This is a genomic window from Alsobacter ponti (genome assembly GCF_024294805.1).
In the GTDB taxonomy this organism is placed as follows: Bacteria; Pseudomonadota; Alphaproteobacteria; order Rhizobiales; family Beijerinckiaceae; genus Alsobacter; species Alsobacter ponti.
The window spans coordinates 116,684-135,020 of sequence record NZ_JANCLU010000011.1; the positions used below are offsets into that span (position 1 = coordinate 116,684).

Annotated in this window: 17 protein-coding genes; 3 read left to right on the forward strand and 14 right to left on the reverse strand. The window is 67.6% G+C overall.

Annotated features, from left to right (window positions below):
* Positions 1 to 18: 18 nt before the first annotated feature.
* From NK718_RS12850 to NK718_RS12880, 7 genes are all read right to left on the reverse strand, one after another.
* Positions 19 to 858, reverse strand: a complete 840-nt coding sequence (locus NK718_RS12850; protein ID WP_254742810.1) for an SDR family NAD(P)-dependent oxidoreductase — start codon at positions 856 to 858, stop codon at positions 19 to 21.
* A gap of 20 nt (positions 859 to 878) precedes the next feature.
* Complete coding sequence (locus tag NK718_RS12855) at positions 879 to 3,374, reverse strand: glycyl radical protein (RefSeq protein WP_254742813.1); 2,496 nt, start codon at positions 3,372 to 3,374, stop codon at positions 879 to 881.
* Between the two features lie 20 nt (positions 3,375 to 3,394).
* Positions 3,395 to 4,156, reverse strand: a complete 762-nt coding sequence (locus NK718_RS12860) for a carboxymuconolactone decarboxylase family protein (protein WP_254742816.1) — start codon at positions 4,154 to 4,156, stop codon at positions 3,395 to 3,397.
* A gap of 98 nt (positions 4,157 to 4,254) precedes the next feature.
* A complete protein-coding gene (locus NK718_RS12865) occupies positions 4,255 to 5,034 on the reverse strand; it encodes a 3-hydroxybutyrate dehydrogenase (protein WP_254742819.1) in 780 nt (259 codons plus the stop codon).
* A gap of 32 nt (positions 5,035 to 5,066) precedes the next feature.
* On the reverse strand, positions 5,067 to 5,804 hold the full coding sequence (locus tag NK718_RS12870; RefSeq protein WP_254742822.1) for an acetoacetate decarboxylase: 738 nt from the start codon (positions 5,802 to 5,804) through the stop codon (positions 5,067 to 5,069).
* Between the two features lie 40 nt (positions 5,805 to 5,844).
* Complete coding sequence (locus NK718_RS12875) at positions 5,845 to 7,005, reverse strand: patatin-like phospholipase family protein (protein WP_254742826.1); 1,161 nt, start codon at positions 7,003 to 7,005, stop codon at positions 5,845 to 5,847.
* A 187-nt stretch (positions 7,006 to 7,192) separates the two neighbouring features.
* Positions 7,193 to 8,224, reverse strand: coding sequence for an AraC family transcriptional regulator (locus tag NK718_RS12880; RefSeq protein WP_254742830.1), 1,032 nt, complete (start codon positions 8,222 to 8,224; stop codon positions 7,193 to 7,195).
* 274 nt (positions 8,225 to 8,498) lie between these two features.
* Between NK718_RS12880 and NK718_RS12885 the strand changes: the two genes are divergently transcribed.
* Positions 8,499 to 8,765 (forward strand): hypothetical protein, encoded by a 267-nt coding sequence (locus NK718_RS12885; RefSeq protein WP_254742834.1) that lies wholly within the window; start codon positions 8,499 to 8,501, stop codon positions 8,763 to 8,765.
* 49 nt (positions 8,766 to 8,814) lie between these two features.
* Positions 8,815 to 9,195, forward strand: coding sequence for a GFA family protein (locus tag NK718_RS12890; protein WP_254742837.1), 381 nt, complete (start codon positions 8,815 to 8,817; stop codon positions 9,193 to 9,195).
* A gap of 25 nt (positions 9,196 to 9,220) precedes the next feature.
* On the opposite strand, the gene NK718_RS12895 is transcribed toward NK718_RS12890, so the two are convergent.
* Entirely contained in the window at positions 9,221 to 9,940 is a 720-nt protein-coding gene (locus NK718_RS12895; RefSeq protein ID WP_254742840.1) for a BA14K family protein, read from the reverse strand.
* A 228-nt stretch (positions 9,941 to 10,168) separates the two neighbouring features.
* Between NK718_RS12895 and katG the strand changes: the two genes are divergently transcribed.
* Positions 10,169 to 12,355 carry a catalase/peroxidase HPI gene (gene katG / locus NK718_RS12900; protein WP_254742843.1) on the forward strand — a complete coding sequence of 729 codons (2,187 nt, stop codon included), beginning with the start codon at positions 10,169 to 10,171 and terminating at the stop codon, positions 12,353 to 12,355.
* Between the two features lie 52 nt (positions 12,356 to 12,407).
* Here the strand turns inward: katG and NK718_RS12905 are convergent, their stop codons facing one another.
* The 6 genes from NK718_RS12905 to NK718_RS12930 all read right to left on the reverse strand — a co-directional run bounded on the left by NK718_RS12905 (position 12,408) and on the right by NK718_RS12930 (position 18,241).
* On the reverse strand, positions 12,408 to 12,731 hold the full coding sequence (locus NK718_RS12905; protein ID WP_254742846.1) for a hypothetical protein: 324 nt from the start codon (positions 12,729 to 12,731) through the stop codon (positions 12,408 to 12,410).
* 171 nt (positions 12,732 to 12,902) lie between these two features.
* Positions 12,903 to 14,414: a carboxypeptidase M32 gene (locus NK718_RS12910; protein WP_254742849.1), complete on the reverse strand. Its 1,512-nt coding sequence runs from the start codon at positions 14,412 to 14,414 to the stop codon at positions 12,903 to 12,905.
* A 14-nt stretch (positions 14,415 to 14,428) separates the two neighbouring features.
* Complete coding sequence (locus NK718_RS12915) at positions 14,429 to 15,436, reverse strand: ABC transporter ATP-binding protein (RefSeq protein ID WP_254742852.1); 1,008 nt, start codon at positions 15,434 to 15,436, stop codon at positions 14,429 to 14,431.
* Positions 15,433 to 16,434, reverse strand: coding sequence for an ABC transporter ATP-binding protein (locus NK718_RS12920; protein WP_254742855.1), 1,002 nt, complete (start codon positions 16,432 to 16,434; stop codon positions 15,433 to 15,435). Before NK718_RS12920 ends, NK718_RS12915 begins: the two co-directional genes overlap by 4 nt.
* Positions 16,431 to 17,306, reverse strand: a complete 876-nt coding sequence (locus tag NK718_RS12925; RefSeq protein WP_254742858.1) for an ABC transporter permease — start codon at positions 17,304 to 17,306, stop codon at positions 16,431 to 16,433. The genes NK718_RS12920 and NK718_RS12925 overlap by 4 nt, the downstream gene beginning before the upstream one ends.
* Entirely contained in the window at positions 17,303 to 18,241 is a 939-nt protein-coding gene (locus tag NK718_RS12930) for an ABC transporter permease (RefSeq protein WP_254742861.1), read from the reverse strand. Before NK718_RS12930 ends, NK718_RS12925 begins: the two co-directional genes overlap by 4 nt.
* Positions 18,242 to 18,337: the final 96 nt, after the last annotated feature.

Genomic DNA, 18,337 nt, shown 5'->3' on the forward strand with positions numbered 1-18,337 from the left:
TGGTCCCCCGTGCTCAGGCTATGCGCCGCGCGCAGCCTTCTGGGCGGCCTTCGCCTTCTCCTCCTCCATGCGCTGGCGGATGATCGGACGCAGGTCCTCGCCGAAGCCCGTCATCACGCCGCCGTCCACGTCGATGGCCTGGCCCGTGACGAGAGCGGCGGCATCGCTGGCGAGGAAGATGGCGGCCCCCGCGATATCCTCGGGCATGCACCAGCGGCCGAGCGGAATGAGCCGCTTCGTCACCATCTCCCGATACTCCGGGGTGGTGTGCATCTCCGCGAGCGGCGTCAGGACCGCGCCCGGGCAGATCGCGTTGACGGTGATGCGGCTGTCCGCCAGCTCCCACGCGAGGTGCTGCGTCAGCCCGATGCCGCCATGCTTCGACGCCGTGTAGTCGGCGCTCCCGAAGAACGTCATTCGCCGGCCGGCCAGCGAGTTGATGTTGATGATGCGTCCGCCGCCCTGCTTGGCCATCTGCGGGATGACGGCCTGACAGCACAGGAACACTCCCTTCAGGTTCACCGAGATCACGCGGTCCCATTGCTCCTCGGTGATGTCCTTGAGGAGCGACGGCGTCGACTCGATCCCGGCGTTGTTGACGAGAATGTCGAGAGCGCCAAACCGGGCCACGGTCGCCGCCACCATGGCGTCGAGTTCGGCCCTGGCGGTCACGTTGGCCTTGAAAGGCAGGGCGACGCCGCCTTCCGACTCGATCGTGCGCGCCGCGTCGGCGGCGCTGTCGAGGTTCATGTCGCTGATGACGACGTTCGCCTCCGCCTTGGCGAAGGCCCGGGCGATGCCGAAGCCGATGCCCCGCGCCGAGCCCGTGACGATGGCGGTCTTTCCCTTGAGTTCCATGGTGCCCTCCTCGCGGCCTGTCAGGCCGCCTCCTCGGTGCGTGCGATGATCTCGGCCTGCTGCATCGGAGAGAGATCGACGAAGTAGGCCGAATAGCCGGCGATGCGGACGACGAGGTCCCTGTATTTCTGGGGGTCCTTCTGGGCCGCGAGCAGCGTCGAGCGATTGATGATGTTGAACTGGACGTGCCAGTGCTTCAGTTCGGACCAGGTGCGGATGATCTGCATGAGGCGACGCGTGCCGGCCTCGCCCGCCACGTTCGCGGGGCTGAACTTCATGTTGATGAGGTCGCCGCCCTTCTCCCGGAAGCTGCGGTCGCGAGCCGCCGCGATGGAGGCGAGCGCCACCGTCGGGCCCTTCACGTCCATGCCGTGGGACGCGGAGATTCCCTCCGACAGATACTCTCCCGCCAGGCGGCCGTTCGGGGTCGCCCAGGTCACCTTCCCGAATGGCACGTGGAAGGTGATGGGGATTTGCCGCAGCAGGAACGCCTGGTTGTGCGGCTTGGGATGGGCATTGAGATAGCCGAGCAGGACGCGCTCGATCTCGAAGCCGATCGCGTCGACCCACGCGATCCCGTTGCCGTATTTCGGCGCGCCGAGGCACATCTGGCGGGTGGCCTCATGCCCCTCCCAGTTGGCCTCCAGGGCCGTCAGCAGCTCGTCCCAGCTCAGCGCCTTCGTATCGAAGACGAGATGCTTCACCGCGGCGAGGCTGTCGATGGCCGTCGCCTTGCCGATCGCCTCGAAGGTGGAGTGATCGATGCTCCCCTCGAACCATTCGCCATGGGTGTGCAGATCCCGGCACTCGGCCATGGCGAGGTCGTGCAGCATCGATGTCGCGGGCGCCGCGAAATAGGACGGCTTCAGCTTCATCGCCATGTGCTGCTGCGTCAGCACGTGGGGCGCCAGATGGAGCAGCTGGCCGCGGAAGGCCTCCCACACCTGGTCGAAGCTCGTCCATGCGCGGGGGTCTCCCGCGTCGACGCCGAACTGGATGTCGTGCAGGACCTTCAGCCTGCCGCGGCGGAAGGTCATCTCGGTCACGGAGCCGTAGTTGATCCCCCCGCCCGCGGTGACGTTGGTCTCGCGGTTGGGCAGGCGGTTTTCGCAGCAGCCGGAAATATTCCAGTCCAGGGCCTCCTTCAGCGTGGCCCCGTTGGCGAGATAGAACGGAATGACCATCTCGTCGTTGAGGAGCTTGGGGTACCCCTTGCCGTCCTTGATGCACTCGACCACGTGGTGCAGGAAAGCGTCGGGCGTTCCCGCATGGATGCGCACGCAGGTGTCCGGGGCGGTCAGCTGGAGAGGCCGCATCGACTCCAGGATGAGGTAGGACAGCTCGTTCGTGGCGTCGTGACCGTCCGAATTCTGGCCGCCGACACACACATCCGGGAATTGCGAGAAGCCCTCGGTCCCGGCGGCGGCGACCGGGTTGAGCTTGATCTCCGTGACCTGCGACATGTTGAGCCACAGGCACTGGAACAGCTCCATGGCGCGCGCCTTGTCGATCCGGCCGGCGTCGAGGTCGGCCTTGTAATAGGGCCACAGATACTGATCCATGCGCCCCTGCCCCATCGCGCTGCTGGTCTGCTCGATGCGGTTGAAGAGCTGCCCCCACCATTGCGCCTGCACCGCCTCGTGGAAGCTGCGGGCGGGGTTTTCGGGCACCCAGTCGCAGATTGCGGCGATGTCCAGCAACTCCCGGGCCCGGGCAGGGTCTCGGGCGGCGCCGGCGAGCTCGCGCGCCTTGGCGGCATAGCGCCGCGACCAGGTGGTCATCGCCTCGCAGGTGAGGATGACGGCTTCGAGGAAGGGGCGCTTGCCGATCTGGTCTCGCGGCTCGGAGAGAGAGGCCAGCTTCGCTTCCGCCTCCTCCCGGATCTGCCTGACGCCGCGCGTCAGGATCTTGGTGAAGTCCGGCGTCCAGTTCTGCGAATGCCGCATGGGCGACGTCGCCATCACCACGCAGGTCATCATGATGATGTTGTTCGGGTCCGGCCCGTAGAGCTTGAAGCGTGTCTCCTCGGGAAGGCTTTTGACGAAGTTGCTGGCGTAGTCCCGCCCCTTCCAGAACGGCGTGAGAACCTCGTTGATGATCTTCGCGTCTTCGTCCGTGACGATGACTTCGCCGGTCTTCCCCTTGTTCTTGCGGAACATCTCGACGCCGGCGGGCATCACTTCGCCGTCGAGCTCCGGATAGACCATGCCCCAGCGGCCCAGCCAGTCGTGCGGACGTCCCACGATGAGCTCGTCGTCGAGAATGGTCACGGTCGACTTCTCGGCGTAGGCCTTCAGCGCCTTGGCCCACCGAAGCACCAGCGGATCCCGCTCATTGGCCTTGAACGCCTCGGTGAACAGGACCGGGCGCTCGAGGGCGACACGGGGCGGGCCATAGCCGCGGATGCCTTCGTAGAGCCTGAGGACTCGCTCCGTCACCTCGCCGTTGAGGGACTTCGCGCCGCTGGCGATGGCCTGTTCCTGGCTGGAGAGCGCTGGCGCAAGGGCTTCGGACATGGAGAATCCTCCGTGCGTGGTCAGAGGGAAGCAGCGGCCGCCGGCGAAGGCTCTTCCGCCGCGCGGCGGGCGAGTTCCTCGGCGAGCATCGGCAGCCCGAGATTGAGGGCCTGATAGCCCTGCGAGACGCAGAGCTTCAGGACGGCCATGATTTCAGCGGGGGTCGCGCCGGCCTTGAGCGCGTGGGCGATGTGACGCCGCGTGCCGGGGGCGTACATGTGCGTGAACGAGGCGTCGACCGCGATGCTGAGCAGCTCGATCTCGCGCGCGGTCAGGCTGCTGTCGGTGTACACGCCGATGCCCACGGCCATGAAGGCGTCTGTCCAGGCCGGATCGAGGGCCAGGAAGGGATCCCAGGCGACGTTCCATTGCCCGGCGGCCTTCATCCCGTCGCAGGCCGGCGTCGGTGCGTCGGTCGCATGTTCGATCGCGATGCCCGCGGCCTTGGCCTCCTCCAGCAGCAGTGGGCTCCCCAGCGAGCAGGAATGGACGGCCATCACGGCCGCGCATTTCAGAACGAGGAGGATTTCGCCCCGTGTCGCGCCGGCGTCGAGCGCGGCGCGCATGTGACGTTGCAGGCCCTCCCGGTTCAGATTCGTGCAGGCCGCGTTGAGGCCCACGCCGATCAGCTCGACGAGTTTGCGGGACAGAACCCCGCTGCGCCATGGCTCGAGGCTCTGAACCTCGACGCTGCGCGCCCAGGACGGGTCCCACTCTCGAAGGATGTCGAGAGCGGGGCCCCACAGGCCGTTGTCGGTGGCGGAGACCGAAGGCTTTTCCATGCGCCATCGTCCTGCTTTGAGCGAGCGGCGCCGTTCACCTGCGCGCGGGCGCAGGCGTCAGGCTGGCTCGGGGAAAGCCCGGCAAGCGCCGGGCGCGTTTACTGCATGTACCAGCCGTGGCTAACCACGAGGGACTGCCCGGTCAGCGCGTTGCTGGGCGACGCCGCGAAGTAGAGCACGGCGTCGGCCACGTCCGCCGTCGTCGTGAACTCGCCGTCGACCGTATCCTTCAGCATCACGGTCTTGACGACATCCTGTTCGGAGATGCCGAGTTGCTTGGCCTGTTCGGGGATTTGCTTGTCGACAAGCGGCGTGCGCACGAAGCCGGGGCAGACCACGTTCGCCGTGACATTGTACTCCGCGCCTTCCTTGGCCAGGACGCGCGAGAGCCCCAGCAGGCCGTGCTTGGCCGTCACGTAGGCGGCCTTCAGCTTGGACGCCTCGTGGGAATGCACCGAGCCCATGTAGATCACCCGGCCATACTTGGCCGCGTACATGTGCTTGAGACACGCCTTGGTCGTCAGGAACGCTCCGTCGAGATGGATCGCGATGAGCTTCTTCCAGTCGGCATAGGGGTAGTCGACGAACGGATGGACGATCTGAATCCCGGCATTGCTGACCAGAATGTCGACCTTCCCGTAGCGGGCGACCGTGTCCGCCACGCCCTTCTCGACCTGCTCCTCGTTGGCGACATCCATGGCGATGGCGAACGCATCGGCGCCGGATGTCCTCAGTTCGGCCGCTGTCGCCTCGGCCGCGGCGAGGTTCAGGTCCGCGATGACCGGGATGCCCCCGCGCGCGGCCAGTCGGACGGCGATATCCTTGCCGATCCCGCTCGCGGCGCCGGTGATGATGGCCACCCTGTTCTTGAGGTCCATGGTGAACTCCTTGTCTTTCGATGGCAGTGGGCTCAGGCGAGGTAGTCGTGGACGACCTTGCCGAGGGCGAGGGTGATGTCGGCCTTGATGTGGACCGCCGAGACCACCTCGAGGACCGGCAGCTCCGCCAGGGGCGCCAGCGCGTGCGAAAAGAGTTGCAGCTGCGCGGGCCCGGTCCACGCGCCTTTCAGGTCGATGTCGGTGAGGCGGTATTCGACGATCTCGCAAATGCGCGGCGTGCCGTCGACATGCGGGATGATCTTGAGCAGGAAGTTCGGCGCTTCCAGCGATGCCTTCACGGCGGCGAGGTCGGCCGGCTTGTGCTTGTAGCCCATCGTCCCGACGGCGATGCGCATCTTGCCGAAGTGGAGTTCCCCGACGAGCGTGTCGATCTCCACCTCCAGACGCGGTTCCGCCAGCTTCTTGGGAAAGCCCCAGAGCTCCCGGCCACCGGCAATCGGCGGGTGATCGTTCAGGAACATGCAATGCGTGTAGCCGCCCTTGCGTCCCTGGAAGGTGACGGGAATGACCTGGCCGCTTTCCGAGTAGTCGCCGAAGCCCGTTGAATCGGGCATGCGAATAAACTCGTATTTCACGAGCGGCTGATCGATCTGCAGCGGCTCGGGTACCACCTCGCGCAGCTTTTCCGGATCGGTCCGGTAGGTGATGATCATGTATTCCCGGTCGACGAACCTGTACGGTCCCACGGGATAGGCGGGGTTGGTCAGAGGCATGGCGAAGGCGCGGCTGCGCACGTCATCGGCTTTCATGGGACTCTCCTGGACACGGAATGGAGATCGGCGGCGCGCGCTACTTCGAAAAGTCGAAGACCGCGAAGCCTTCCGGGTTCGTGGGTCGTCGGAAGACCTCGCCGTGCGAGAGGGACTTGGTGGCCGCATCGAAGCCGGCCCGCCAATGTTCCTCCATGGTCCGGCGCGAAAACTCGAAGTCCTTCGCCGTGCCCTCGTAGGAACTCGCGTGGTAGATCAAATGGACGAGGTTATAGACGGCGTCGTTCGCCTGGCTGGCGAGGAAGCGTCCTTCCTCACTCTCCCGAAGATGCTTCGGCAGTTGCTCGTGAATCCGGCGGAAGGCGTGGCGGACGCGCTGGGCGTTGAGAAGACGGCTCGTCACCTCGCGCGTGCGGCTGGAGAACTGGATATCCTTGCGCCTGACCTCGGCCTCGACGAAGTCGCGCGGGAGGTCTCCGCGAGCGCTCCAGAGATCGACCTGGAAGGCCAGCGTGTTGCGCAGCGGAGGCGTGCCGAGCACCCATTCCAGCGGCGTATTCGAGACGACGCCCCCATCCCAGTAGTACTCGCCGTCGATCTCCGTGGCGGGGAAGCCCGGGGGCAGCGACCCGCTGGCGATGACGTGACGGACATCGATGGGCTGCTCCGCTGAATCGAAGCAGACGAAGTTGCCCGTCCGGACATTGACCGCCCCGACGCTGAGACGCGTGGGGCCGGTGTTGATGAGCTCGAAATCGATCAATTTCTGGAGGGTCGCGATGAGCGGCGACACGTCGTAATAGCTGAGTTCGTCGAAGCTTCCGGGAGGGAACAGCGCGGGTGAAGGGAACCGGGGCTGAAAGAAGCCCGGCGCGCCCAACGTCGCGATGCCGAAAGCTCGCGTGCGGTTGATCCACTGATGGAGGGCGTGGCTGGGCACTTCGAGGCCCGCATTGTACGCGACCCCGAACGGGCCGAGCGGCGGCTCGCTGACCGTTTCCCAGAACGAGCGCAGTCGCTCGACGCGCTTCTCGACGGGGTTGCCGGCGATCAGGGCCGAGTTGATGGCCCCGATCGAAATACCCGCGACCCAATTGGGGTGAATGCCGGCCTTGGCGAGCGCCTCGTACACTCCAGCCTGATAGGAACCGAGCGCTCCGCCACCTTGGAGCACGAGAGCGACGACCTCGAAGGCTGCCGCTGCACTGCCCTTCCGGGCCTGTTTGACTGGCGCGTCCATCGCGTTTTCCTTCGCGGGCCCAGGCAAACCGACAGCATCGCGGGCGAACGCCTCGGCTCGCCGCGTCCTGTTCGCGCTTGCGAAGGGTCAGGATCTTCGGAAGGAGTTTTGCCTCTCGGCGTTGCGCAATGTCTTGATCGTTTCTGACAGATTGCATTATTCGGTCCTACGTAGCAGCACGGATGAGCTAAGCCACGTGAGCCGAGGCGACCTCACCCGCGCGAGCCGCGTCACGCCACCCCGCGGCGCTCGTTCCCGCCCATCGCCGGAACGCATGGGCGAAGGCCGCGGCTTCGGAATAGCCGAGCCAGAGGGCGAGCTGCGTGATGGTCACGTCCGTACCCGCGAGCAGTTGCCGCGCGAGGCAGAATTTCTCCTCTTCCACGATCTTCCGGAAGGTCGTCCCTTCCTGCTGAAGCCGACGGTGGAGCGTCCGCGGGTGGACCTCGAGCCGGTCAGCCACGCCCTCGAAATCCGCTCGCCCCGTCAGAATGAGCGGGCGCAGGATTCTCCTGAGCATGTCCGTCGTCGTCGGCTCGCGGAGCGCCCAATATGCCTGGACCAGGCCTTCGAGCATCTTCCGCCGAGCGGGATCGGCATCGGGAACGGGAGCGTCGAGCGCAGGAGTCTCGAAGACGAGAGCTGCCTGCTCCTGTCCGAACCTGACAGGCATCTTCAGGATCCGCTCATAAATCGGAACGCCCGCCGGCGCGGGCCGTGGCAGGCACACCTCGAAGCGTGCCGAGGGCGCAAGTTCCCTGACGAAGCGGGTTCCCGCGGCGATCGCGCCCTCGATGAGCTGGTCGATGTTCCTGAAGTCGGGTTGGTAGATGCCGTAGCCGAACATTGTCGTCTCCCCGTCATCGATCAGGTAGACGACCGCGCCCCGCACGTAGCGGTGCTGGTTTTCGGACATGTCGATCAAGGCCTGCCTGGCGGTCGGGGCATGACGCATCAACTCGCCGATCAGACCCAGGTAGGCCAGGGACGAATTTTGGCCGACGAGCAGCCCCAGATGAGAGCATCCGGTGAGGCGGACGGCGGCATCGAAGAGACGGTCGAGGGCATCGAACGAGAGGGACGCCTCGGGATCGGCGATGCACGCCCGGGAGAGCCCCGCCTTCTGGAACACGTCGTTGGGATCGACGCCCAGCTCCCAGAGAACCTGCGGAAGTGTGCTGATCACGCCAATGCGCTGAAAACCGCTTGCGGAGGACATCTAATTTTCCGAACTCGACGCTTAATCTTAAGCTAGGTTTCCCCGCCTTTTTATGACCTCCATCAAGCCGGCGTCTATCCTCTCGCAATCTTGATCGAGTGCGTGAGAACCCATAATCCTGTCGACTTTTCAATGACCTGATGAATTCGGGATGGACCGCGCGGCGCATTCTGCCCCCGGCGCGCCCGGCGACGACGGCCAAAAAAACGTCATTTCAGCGATCGCTCCGCCGCGCCTATTCTGCCTGCGTCAAATTGCGCAACGGAGGTCGGCCATGCGTTCCCTGATTGTGATCGCCCTCGTCATGCTTCCCACCACGACTTTCGCCGATCAGAAGCAAGCCGCGACCTGCGCGGCCGGCCTGCCCAAGGACGCCAGGCTGATCTACGACGCCAGCGCGCCCGAGGTCGCCTCGAAGGATTTGCGCGCGGTGGTCGAGGACAAGACGCGTGCGCTGGCCGTCGCCGGCACGATCGGCAAGCTCAGCGCGCGTTCGAACGCCGAGGCGGCCGGCAAGTGCCTCGTCCTCGCCCGGCCGTGACACCGCCGGCGGCCTATCATCTCCAAGTTTCTCGCCGGGAGACCCGACCATGCGCATCGCAGCCTGTTCCTGCGGCCAGCTGACTGCCGCCTGCGAGGGCGAACCCGTCCGCGTCTCGATTTGCCATTGCTTCGCCTGCCAGCGCCGCACCGGAAGTGTGTTCGGCGTGCAGTCGCGCTGGGCGACGAAGCAGGTCACGATTACGGGCGAGGCGAGCGAGTTCGTGCGCCGGGGCGACAGCGGCCTCGATCTGCGTTTCCGCTTCTGTCCCCGATGCGGGACGACATTGTGGTGGACGCTGGAACGCGACCCGGGCCTCGTGGTCGTGGCGGTGGGAACGTTCGCGGACCCGGACTTCCCGCCGCCCACCGTCGCCGTCTACGAGGACCACGGCCAAGCGTGGACGCCCCGGCTGACGGCCGGGGCGTGATCGGTTGGGCGTAAGGACCGGGCCCTCAGGGATAATAGGGCGACACGCATTCCCGCCGCGGCCCGTGGCGCGGTTTGAAGGTGTTGTCGATCTCCCGATAGGAGCGATAGCGCGCATGGCACCACGCGTAGTGCTCCTCCATCGGGTCCACCGCCGGCTCGGCATACACCGGCTCCGAGGCGATGATCGCGAAGGCCGCGGGCGGGAACCACCAGCCCATGTAGGGGTACCAGCCGCGCACATAGTGCCGCGATCCCCTGTGGTGGTGGTAATACGCCCAGTTGCCGCGCCGCTGGAACTGGCTCGGATCCGGGCGGAAACGCGGAGGAGTCGCGCCGGGACGCTGCCAGTCGCGGCGTTCGACCGTGGCCGGCGGCGGAGGGGCCGCCCGCCTCTGGTAGGTCGCGTCCGGCGGGATGCCGCGAGGCGGGGCGGGCTGGACGAAGCGGCGCTCGGGAGCCGGTCGGCCGGGAGCGACGCGCGGCGACTGTTGCCCCTGCCAGCCGCGATGGGCGGGAGGTCCGCCCGGCGCCATCTGGCGCGGCGCGGGTCGGGTGGCGGAAGGAGCCTGTCCGCGCGGGCCCTGGCCATGCCGCCACATCGGCTGTCCTTGTCCCGGGGCCTGCGCCAGCACCACCGCGGAGTCGATCCCGGCCGGAATGGGCGCTCGCAAGGCGGCGTCCGCATTGGTCGCGAAGCTCAACGCGATGATGGCGGCGAGTCCGACGGTTTTCGGCACATTCATCGACGACAATTCTGCATCCTCCGCGAAAACGCCCCCTTTCGCTGTGAATAGTTGTTTCAGCCAACGCCAGACCGGTCCCCGGGTTCCGTGGCGCTCCCGGCTGGGCATCGGTCCAGCCGGGAATTCGACGCTTTTCGAGGGATAAAATCGGCCCGTGGGGACGGTCCCGCTTCCAACTTAACCGCAATCTTTAGTATACGGACGCACGTCACGACGGGAGGCTCGATCATGAACGCGAGAACGGACGAGAAAAGCACGGCGAAATGCCCGGTCCCCCACTCACGCGGTCGCATGAACCGCGACTGGTGGCCGAACCAGCTGAACATCGGCGTGCTTCACCAGAACACCCAAGACGCCGACCCGATGGGCAAGGGCTTCGACTACGTCAAGGAGTTCGAGAGCCTCGACCTCGACGCCGTGATCGCGGACCTGCGCGCCCTGATGACCGACAGCCAGTCCTGGTGGCCGGCGGACTATGGGCACTATGGGCCCTTCTTCATCCGCATGGCCTGGCACAGCGCCGGCACCTACCGCGTGGGTGACGGGCGCGGCGGCGGCGGCCGCGGGCAGCAGCGCTTCGCGCCGCTCAACTCCTGGCCGGACAACGGCAATTTGGACAAGGCGCGCCGGCTGCTCTGGCCGATCAAGCAGAAATACGGCCGCAAGATCTCCTGGGCCGACCTGATGATCCTGACCGGCAACGTCGCGCTGGAATCGATGGGCTTCAAGACCTACGGCTTCGGCGGCGGCCGCGCGGACAGCTGGGAGCCGGAGATGCACGTCAACTGGGGGTCCGAGGACACCTGGCTGGGCGATGCGCGCTACAGCGGCGACCGCGAGTTGCAGGGCGACCTCGGCGCGGTGCAGATGGGCCTCATCTACGTCAACCCCGAGGGGCCGAACGGCGTGCCGGACCCGCTCGCCGCCGCCCGCGACATCCGCGAGACGTTCCGCCGCATGGCCATGAACGACGAGGAGACTGTCGCTCTCATCGCCGGCGGGCACACGTTCGGCAAGGCGCACGGCGCGGGACCGGCGAGCCACGTTGGGGCCGAGCCGGAAGGCGCGGATATCACGGCGCAAGGGCTCGGCTGGGCCAGCACGTTCGAGAGCGGCATGGCCGGCCACACCATCACCAGCGGGCTGGAAGGCGCGTGGACCCCGACCCCCACGACCTGGGACAACGACTTCTTCGACACGCTGTACGGCTACGAGTGGGAGCTGACCAAGAGCCCCGCCGGCGCCCATCAGTGGAGGCCGAAGGGCGGCGCGGGCGCCGACGCGGTGCCGGACGCGCACGACCCCAAGAAGCGTCATGCGCCGATGATGCTGACCACCGACCTCGCGCTGCGCATGGACCCGGTCTACGACAAGATCTCCCGGCGCTTTCATGCGAACCTTCCGGAGTTCGCCGAGGCGTTCGCCAAGGCGTGGTTCAAGCTCACGCATCGCGACATGGGGCCGCTGCGGCTCTATCGCGGCAAGCTCGTGCCCAAGGCGCCCCTGATCTGGCAGGACCCGATCCCCGAGCTGGACCACAAGGTGATCGACGAGGCCGACGCCGGGGCGTTGAAGGCGCGCATCCTGAAGACCGGGCTCCCCGTCTCCCAGCTCGCGTCGGCGGCCTGGGCGTCGGCGTCGACCTTCCGGGGCTCGGACAAGCGTGGCGGCGCGAACGGCGCGCGGGTTCGGCTGGCGCCGCAGAAAAACTGGGAAGTGAACGATCCGCCCCGGCTGGCCGAGGTGCTGCGCGCGCTGGAAGCCATCCAGCAGGAGTTCAACGCGTCGGCGTCCGGCGGCAAGAAGGTGTCGCTCGCCGACCTCATCGTGCTGGCGGGCTGCGCCGCGGTCGAGCAGGCCGCGAAGGCCGGCGGCGTCGACGTGAAGGTGCCCTTCACCCCCGGCCGCATGGACGCCTCGCAGGAGCAGACGGAAATCGAGTCCTTCTCTTATCTCGAGCCGAAGGCCGACGGCTTCCGCAACTATTTGCGGGCGCCGATCATGACCGAGGAAGAGCATCTGGTGGACCGGGCGCAGCTGCTGACGCTGTCGGGTCCGGAGATGACCGTGCTGGTCGGCGGGTTGCGCGTCCTGCAGGTCGGCCAGCCTCGCCACGGCGTGCTCACCGACCGCCCGGGAGCGCTGACCAACGACTTCTTCGTGAACCTGCTCGACATGCGCACGAAGTGGCAGGCGGTGGACGGCAGCGACGGCGTGTTCGAGGGCCGCGACCGGGCGACCGGTACGACGCGATGGACGGCCACGCGCGCCGACCTGATCTTCGGCGCGCACTCTCAACTGCGCGCGCTGGCCGAGGTCTACGGCAGCGCCGATGCGAAGGAGAAGTTCACGCGCGACTTCGTCGCGGCGTGGACGAAGGTGATGAACCTCGATCGCTTCGACCTCGCGGCCTGAGTGTCACGAAGCGCGCGAGAGGCGGGCGACCCGCCCGCCTCTCGCCTGTGCGTCAGCTGCAGCGGCGAACCGTCCGCACCATGTCGTCGCGGCGCACCGTCACGGTCTTGCAGCGGCTGATCGTGCCGGTGCGAATTTCGCGGTCGCGCTCCCAGCCGCGCGCGTGACGCCAGCCGCGATGGAGACCGTTGTCGTGGCGCACGATCACGCGGCGCTGCGTGTAGGTCGGGGTGCTGTAGACGCGCCTCTCGCGGTGGACATAGCCGGGGCCGTTGTCGTAACCGCCGGTGCGAATGCTGATGGAGGCGTCCTGGGCCATGGCCGACGTCATGCCAAGGCCAACGAACGCCACGGCCGCGATCATGATGCGTTTCATGCGTTGCTGCTCCGTCCAGTTTCGGTGCGGCTCAACGCAAGCACGACCATGGTCGTTCCTGAACCGGAGGCGCTTGCCGCCGGCGGCCCAGTGAGAATGCAGTGGAAAGCCGAAGCGCTTCCCCTCCCCGCGCCGCCCGCGCACGAGCTGGGCGGGTAGCGGGGGCGGTCGCTATGCGCCGTATTTTCCCGCGAGGTAGCGGAGATAGGGGCCGGTCTCGAGCCCCCTCCCCGTCGCCGCCACCAGGATCTGCTCGCGCGACCGGCTGCGTCCATGCCGCCAGACGTTCTCGCGAAGCCACCCCGCCAGCGGGGCGTAATCGCCCTTCTCCAGCCCGGCGGCGATGGCGTCGTCCGAGGCCAGAGCCGCCTCGAAGAGCTGCGCCGCCATGACGTTGCCGATCGTGTAGGTGCAGAACGACCCGATCATGCCGGACGACCAGTGGATGTCCTGGAGGCAGCCCAGGCGGTCGTTGGGCACGTCGAGGCCCAGCCCGTCCTTCATCGCCTTGCGCCAGGCTTCCGGCACGTCGTCGACCTCCATCTCGCCGCCGATCAGGGCCGCCTCGATGTCGACGCGCAGCATGATGTGGAAGTCGTAGGTCAGTTCGTCCGCGTCCGTGCGAATGAGACCCGGCTCCACCGTCGTCACGGCCTCGTAGAACCGCTCCGCCGTCACATCGCCCAGCGCCTCGGGGAAGCGCTCCTTGAGGGCGGGGAATTGCAGCCGCCAGAACGCGAGGCTGCGTCCCACGTGGTTCTCCCACAGCCGCGACTGCGACTCGTGCGCGCCGAAGCTCGTGCCGCCGACCGCGTAGAGCCCCAGCAGGTCGGTCGCGAACACGGTGCGGCTGAACGCCGGGTCGACATTCTGCTCGTAGAGCGCGTGCCCGGTCTCGTGCATCGCGCCGAACAGCGCCGGGCGCAGGAAGGTCTCGTTGTAGCGGGTCGTGATCCGCACGTCCTCGCGCGTGAACGAGATCTCGAACGGGTGGACGGTGCCGTCGAGCCGTCCTCGCGAGAGGTCGTAGCCCAGCGTCCGTGCGAGACCCAGCGCAACGTCCCTTTGCGTCTCGACCGGGAACGTCCGGTGCAGGATCGCGCCCGCGCCGTTCGGCCGCGCCCGCGCGGCGGCCAGGATCGGCTTCAGTCCCGCCCGCAGTTCGGCGAACAGCCGGCGCAAGCGCTCGAGTGTTTCGCCCGGCTCGTAGAGACGCAGCAGCGCGTCGTAGCGGTGACCGGTCCAGCCCAGCGCATCCGCGTATTCGCGCGTGTTGGCCACGGTTTCCTGCAGGTAGGGGCGGAAGGTCGAGAAGTCGTCGCGGGCGCGGGCTTCAATCCAGGCGGCGTTCGCGCGGGCGCGCACCGCGGCGCGCCGCTCGATGACGTCGCCGGGCACGCGCCTGTGCGCCTCGACCGCCTCCCGCACCTGCCGCACGGCCTCGCGGTCCAGCGCGTCCGCGGGCAGTTTCGCCGCCTCGCGCTCCGCGCTCTCGACGAGACGAAGCGTGTCGTCGCTCGCCAGCAGGTCCCGTGCCGTCCTCGTCAGCGTCGCGATCTGGAAGCCTCTGGAGACGGCGCCGCCTGAGGGCATCATCGTGCGGGAGTCCCACACCAGCACGCCGAGCGAGCACAGGATGTCGTTCACGGTGGCGATGCGCTCGCCAAGCGCCTGGATCGTCATGAAACCTCTCCGAATTACGATGCGCCGGAACCGGCGAGATGGCAGGCGACCGGCCAATCGCCCCCGCGCGGTTCGAGCGCCGGAACGCGCTCGCGGCAGATGGGCTGGGCGATCGGGCAGCGCGGGTGAAAGGCGCAGCCCGGCGGCGGCGCGACGGGGCTCGGCAATTCGCCCCGCACGGCCTCGTCGCGCGAACGGCGACGCGGCGTCATCTGCGGCGCGGCCGCGAGGAGCGCCTGCGTGTAAGGATGGCGCGGGGCTGAGAATATGCGCTCGGTCGGCCCGGTCTCCAGAACGCGCCCGAGATACATGACAGCCAGGTCGTGCGACACATGACGCACCAGGCGCAAATCGTGCGTGATGAACACCAGCGCCAGCCCGAGCCGCTCCTGAAGCTCCAGGAAGAGGTTGACGATCTGGGCCTGCACCGACACGTCGAGAGCCGAGACAGGCTCGTCGGCGATGATGAGGGACGGCTCGACGGCGAGCGCGCGGGCGATGCCGATGCGCTGGCGCTGGCCGCCCGAAAACTCGTGGGGATAGCGATCCGCCGCGTCGCGGGGAAGATGCACGAGGTCGAGCAGCTCCTCCACCCGCCGCGCCACCGCAGGCCCGCGCGCCAGATCGTGCACCACGAGGGCTTCGCTCAGGCAGTCCCCGACGGACAGGCGCGGGTTCAACGAGCCGTAGGGATCCTGGAACACCATCTGGACGCGACGGTTGAAGGCGCGCCGCTCCGCGCCTTCGAGCCGCAGCACGTCGACGCCCTCGAAGCGGACCGAACCGTTGTCCGGCTCCAGCAGCCGCACGAGGCAGCGCGCGAGAGTGGACTTGCCGCAGCCGGATTCACCCACGATGCCGAGAGTGCGGCCGCGCTCCACCGCGAAGCTGACGCCGTTCACGGCCCGCAGCACCGGGGCGGCTCGGCCGCGAAGGCCGTCCCACGCCGTCCGGCGCAGGGTGAAGCTCTTGCCCAGGTCGTCGACCTCGAGCAGCGGAGCGGAGGCGGCGACCGCGTTCATGCGACGGTCTCCAGCGCCGCCAGTCGGTCCGCCGCCAGACAGGCGGCCTCCCGTCCCTCGCCGACCAGCATCAGGGGCGGCGTCGCGGCGCGGCAGGCGTCCATCACGAAAGCGCATCTTGGCGCGAAGGCGCAGCCCACGATGGGTCGATCGAGCCGCGGCGGCTGTCCCTGAATCGGGGTCAAGGGCTGGCGCGCCGCTTCTCCGCTCGGCATCGAGCGCAACAGCGCGTGCGTATAGGCATGGCGCGGCGAGGCGAAGACCGCCGAGACGGGTCCGGATTCGACAACCCTCCCGGCGTACATGACGCAGACGCGGTCGCAGGTTTCGGCGACGACGCCGAGATCGTGCGTGACCAGGATCATCGCCATGCCCAGATCGGCGACGAGGCCCAGCAGGAGCTTGAGGATCTGGTCCTGGATCGTCACGTCGAGCGCCGTCGTCGGCTCGTCGGCGAGGAGCAAAGAGGGCTCGGCGGCGAGCGCGATCGCGATCATCGCCCTCTGGCGCATGCCGCCGGAAAACTCGTGAGGATAGTTGTCGAGGCGAACGGACGCCGAGGGGATGCCGACGAGGTCGAGCAGCTCGACGGCGCGGGCGCGGCGGGCCCGTTCGTCCAGGTTGCGGTGAGCCACGAGGCTCTCGTCGATCTGCTGGGCGATGGTGAGGACCGGATTCAGGGCCGTCATCGGCTCCTGGAAAATCATCGCGATCTCCCGGCCGCGCACTTCGCGCAGGCGGCGTTCCGGCGCCGCGAGCAGGTCTTCGCCGCGCCAGATCACGCGGCCGGAGGCGGTCGCGTTACGGCGCAGCAGCCGCATCAGGGCGCGCAGGGTCACGCTCTTGCCGGACCCGGATTCCCCGACGAGTCCAAGGACCTCCCCTGCCCCGACGGTAAGCGACACGCCGCTCACCGCGTTGACCGCGCCGCGCGGCGTGTCGAACCGGACGCCGAGATTGTCGACCCGCAGCACGGGTTCCGTCAGCCTCGCGCTCATCGTTTCACGTCGAGCAGGTCGGCGAGGCCGTCGCCGAGCAGGGAGAAGCCGATGCCGCAAAGGACGATGGCGAAGCCGGGGAATACGGTGATCCACCACGCCTGGGAGAAGAAGTTCTTGCCGTCGGCGATGAGCACGCCCCACTCGGCCGTCGGCGGCTGCGCCCCCAGCCCGAGATAGCCGAGGCTCGACCCGAGCAGGATGGCCAGCGCCATGTCCGTCATCCAGTAGACGAGGACCGGCCGCGCGGCGTTGGGCAGGATGTGCCGGAATAGGATGCGCGCCTGGCTGTAGCCGAGAACCTTGGCCGCGGCCACGTAGTCGTACTGCTGCAGCACCATCACCTCGCCGCGCGTCAGCCGCGCATAGAACACCCAGCCGATCACGCTGACGGCGACATACATGTTGAACAATCCCGGCCCCAGCACCGCGACGATGGCGATGACGATCACGAGGAAGGGAAAGGTCACGACGAGGTCGACCAGGCGCCCGAACAGAATGTCGGCCCACCCGCCGTAATAGCCGATGAACAGACCGACCAGCGTGCCGATCACCAGCGGCGCGATGGTGGCGAAGATCGCGATCTGCAGGTCGATGGTCGACGCTGCGATGGTGCGCGAGAGGATGTCGCGTCCGAACTGGTCCGTGCCGAACGGGTGCGCGAGGCTGGGCGGCGACAGAAGCGCCGTGTAGTCGAAGGCGATCGGGTCGTAGGGCGCGATGGCCTCGGGCGCGATGGCGCACAGCAGGAAGAAGCTGACGACGACCACGCCCGCGAGCAGGGGCGCGGGCACGCGCGTGAGCCGCAATCGCCGGGTCCGCTTGCGGCCGGAGATCTCGCCGGCCGCGTCCTCGGGAAGAGCGGCGCTCATCGCGTCACCCGCGGATCGAGAGTCATCTGGATCAGGTCCGTCACCAGGAAGACGACGGACACGATCACCGCGAGAACGAGGGTCAGCGCCTGGATCACCGGATAGTCGCGCGCGAAGATGCTATCGACCATCAGCCGCCCGACCCCCGGCACCGCGAACACGCTCTCGGTGATCACCGCGCCCCCGAGCAACGCTCCGATGTGCAGCCCCACCAGCGTCACCGTGGTGATCAGCGCGTTCCGCAGCACGTGGCGCATCAGGACGATCTGACGCGGCAGGCCCTTCGCACGGGCGAACTCGACGAACTCGGCCTCCAGGACTTCCATCAGCGAGGCCCGCAGGTTGCGCATGATCACGGCGGCGAAGGAGAGCGCCAGCGTGATCGCCGGCAGGAACAGGTGCCAGAGGTGGTCGAGCATCGTCTCCCCGAAACCGCCGACCGGGAAAATCCGCAGCCACGCCGCAAGCACGGTGAGCAGGACAAGCCCGACATAGAAAATGGGCGAGGACAGCCCCACCTGGAACACCACGCGGATGACGTAGTCCGGCCAGCGATTGGCGTTGAGCGCGGCGACCAGCGCCAGCGGCACGGCCATCAGCAGGGCGAAGATGGTGGCGAGCCCCGTCAGCGTCAGCGTCACCGGCAGCCGCTCGGCGATGAGGCGCGTCACCGGAACCCGGTAGGCGATGGACGAGCCGAAATCCCCTGTGACCGCCCTCTCGAGGAAGAGCAGGAATTGCGTCCAGATCGACCGGTCGAAGCCCATCTGGGCGCGCAGCCTGTTGACCGCTTCGTCCGTCGCGCGGTCGCCCAGCATGGCGCTGACGGGATCGCCCGGCAGCAGCCTCGTCAGCACGAACACGACGAGCCCGATCAGGATGAAAGTCGGGACGATCTGCAGCAGCCGGGCTGCGATGTAGCCAGTTTTGTTCAAGCTTGTGCGGGTCCGCCGTCATGGGGTCGCGAGACGGGCCGAGCCGGCCCGCCTCCGGGGGATCGGGCCGGCGGCGCTTGCGAGCCGCCGGCCGAT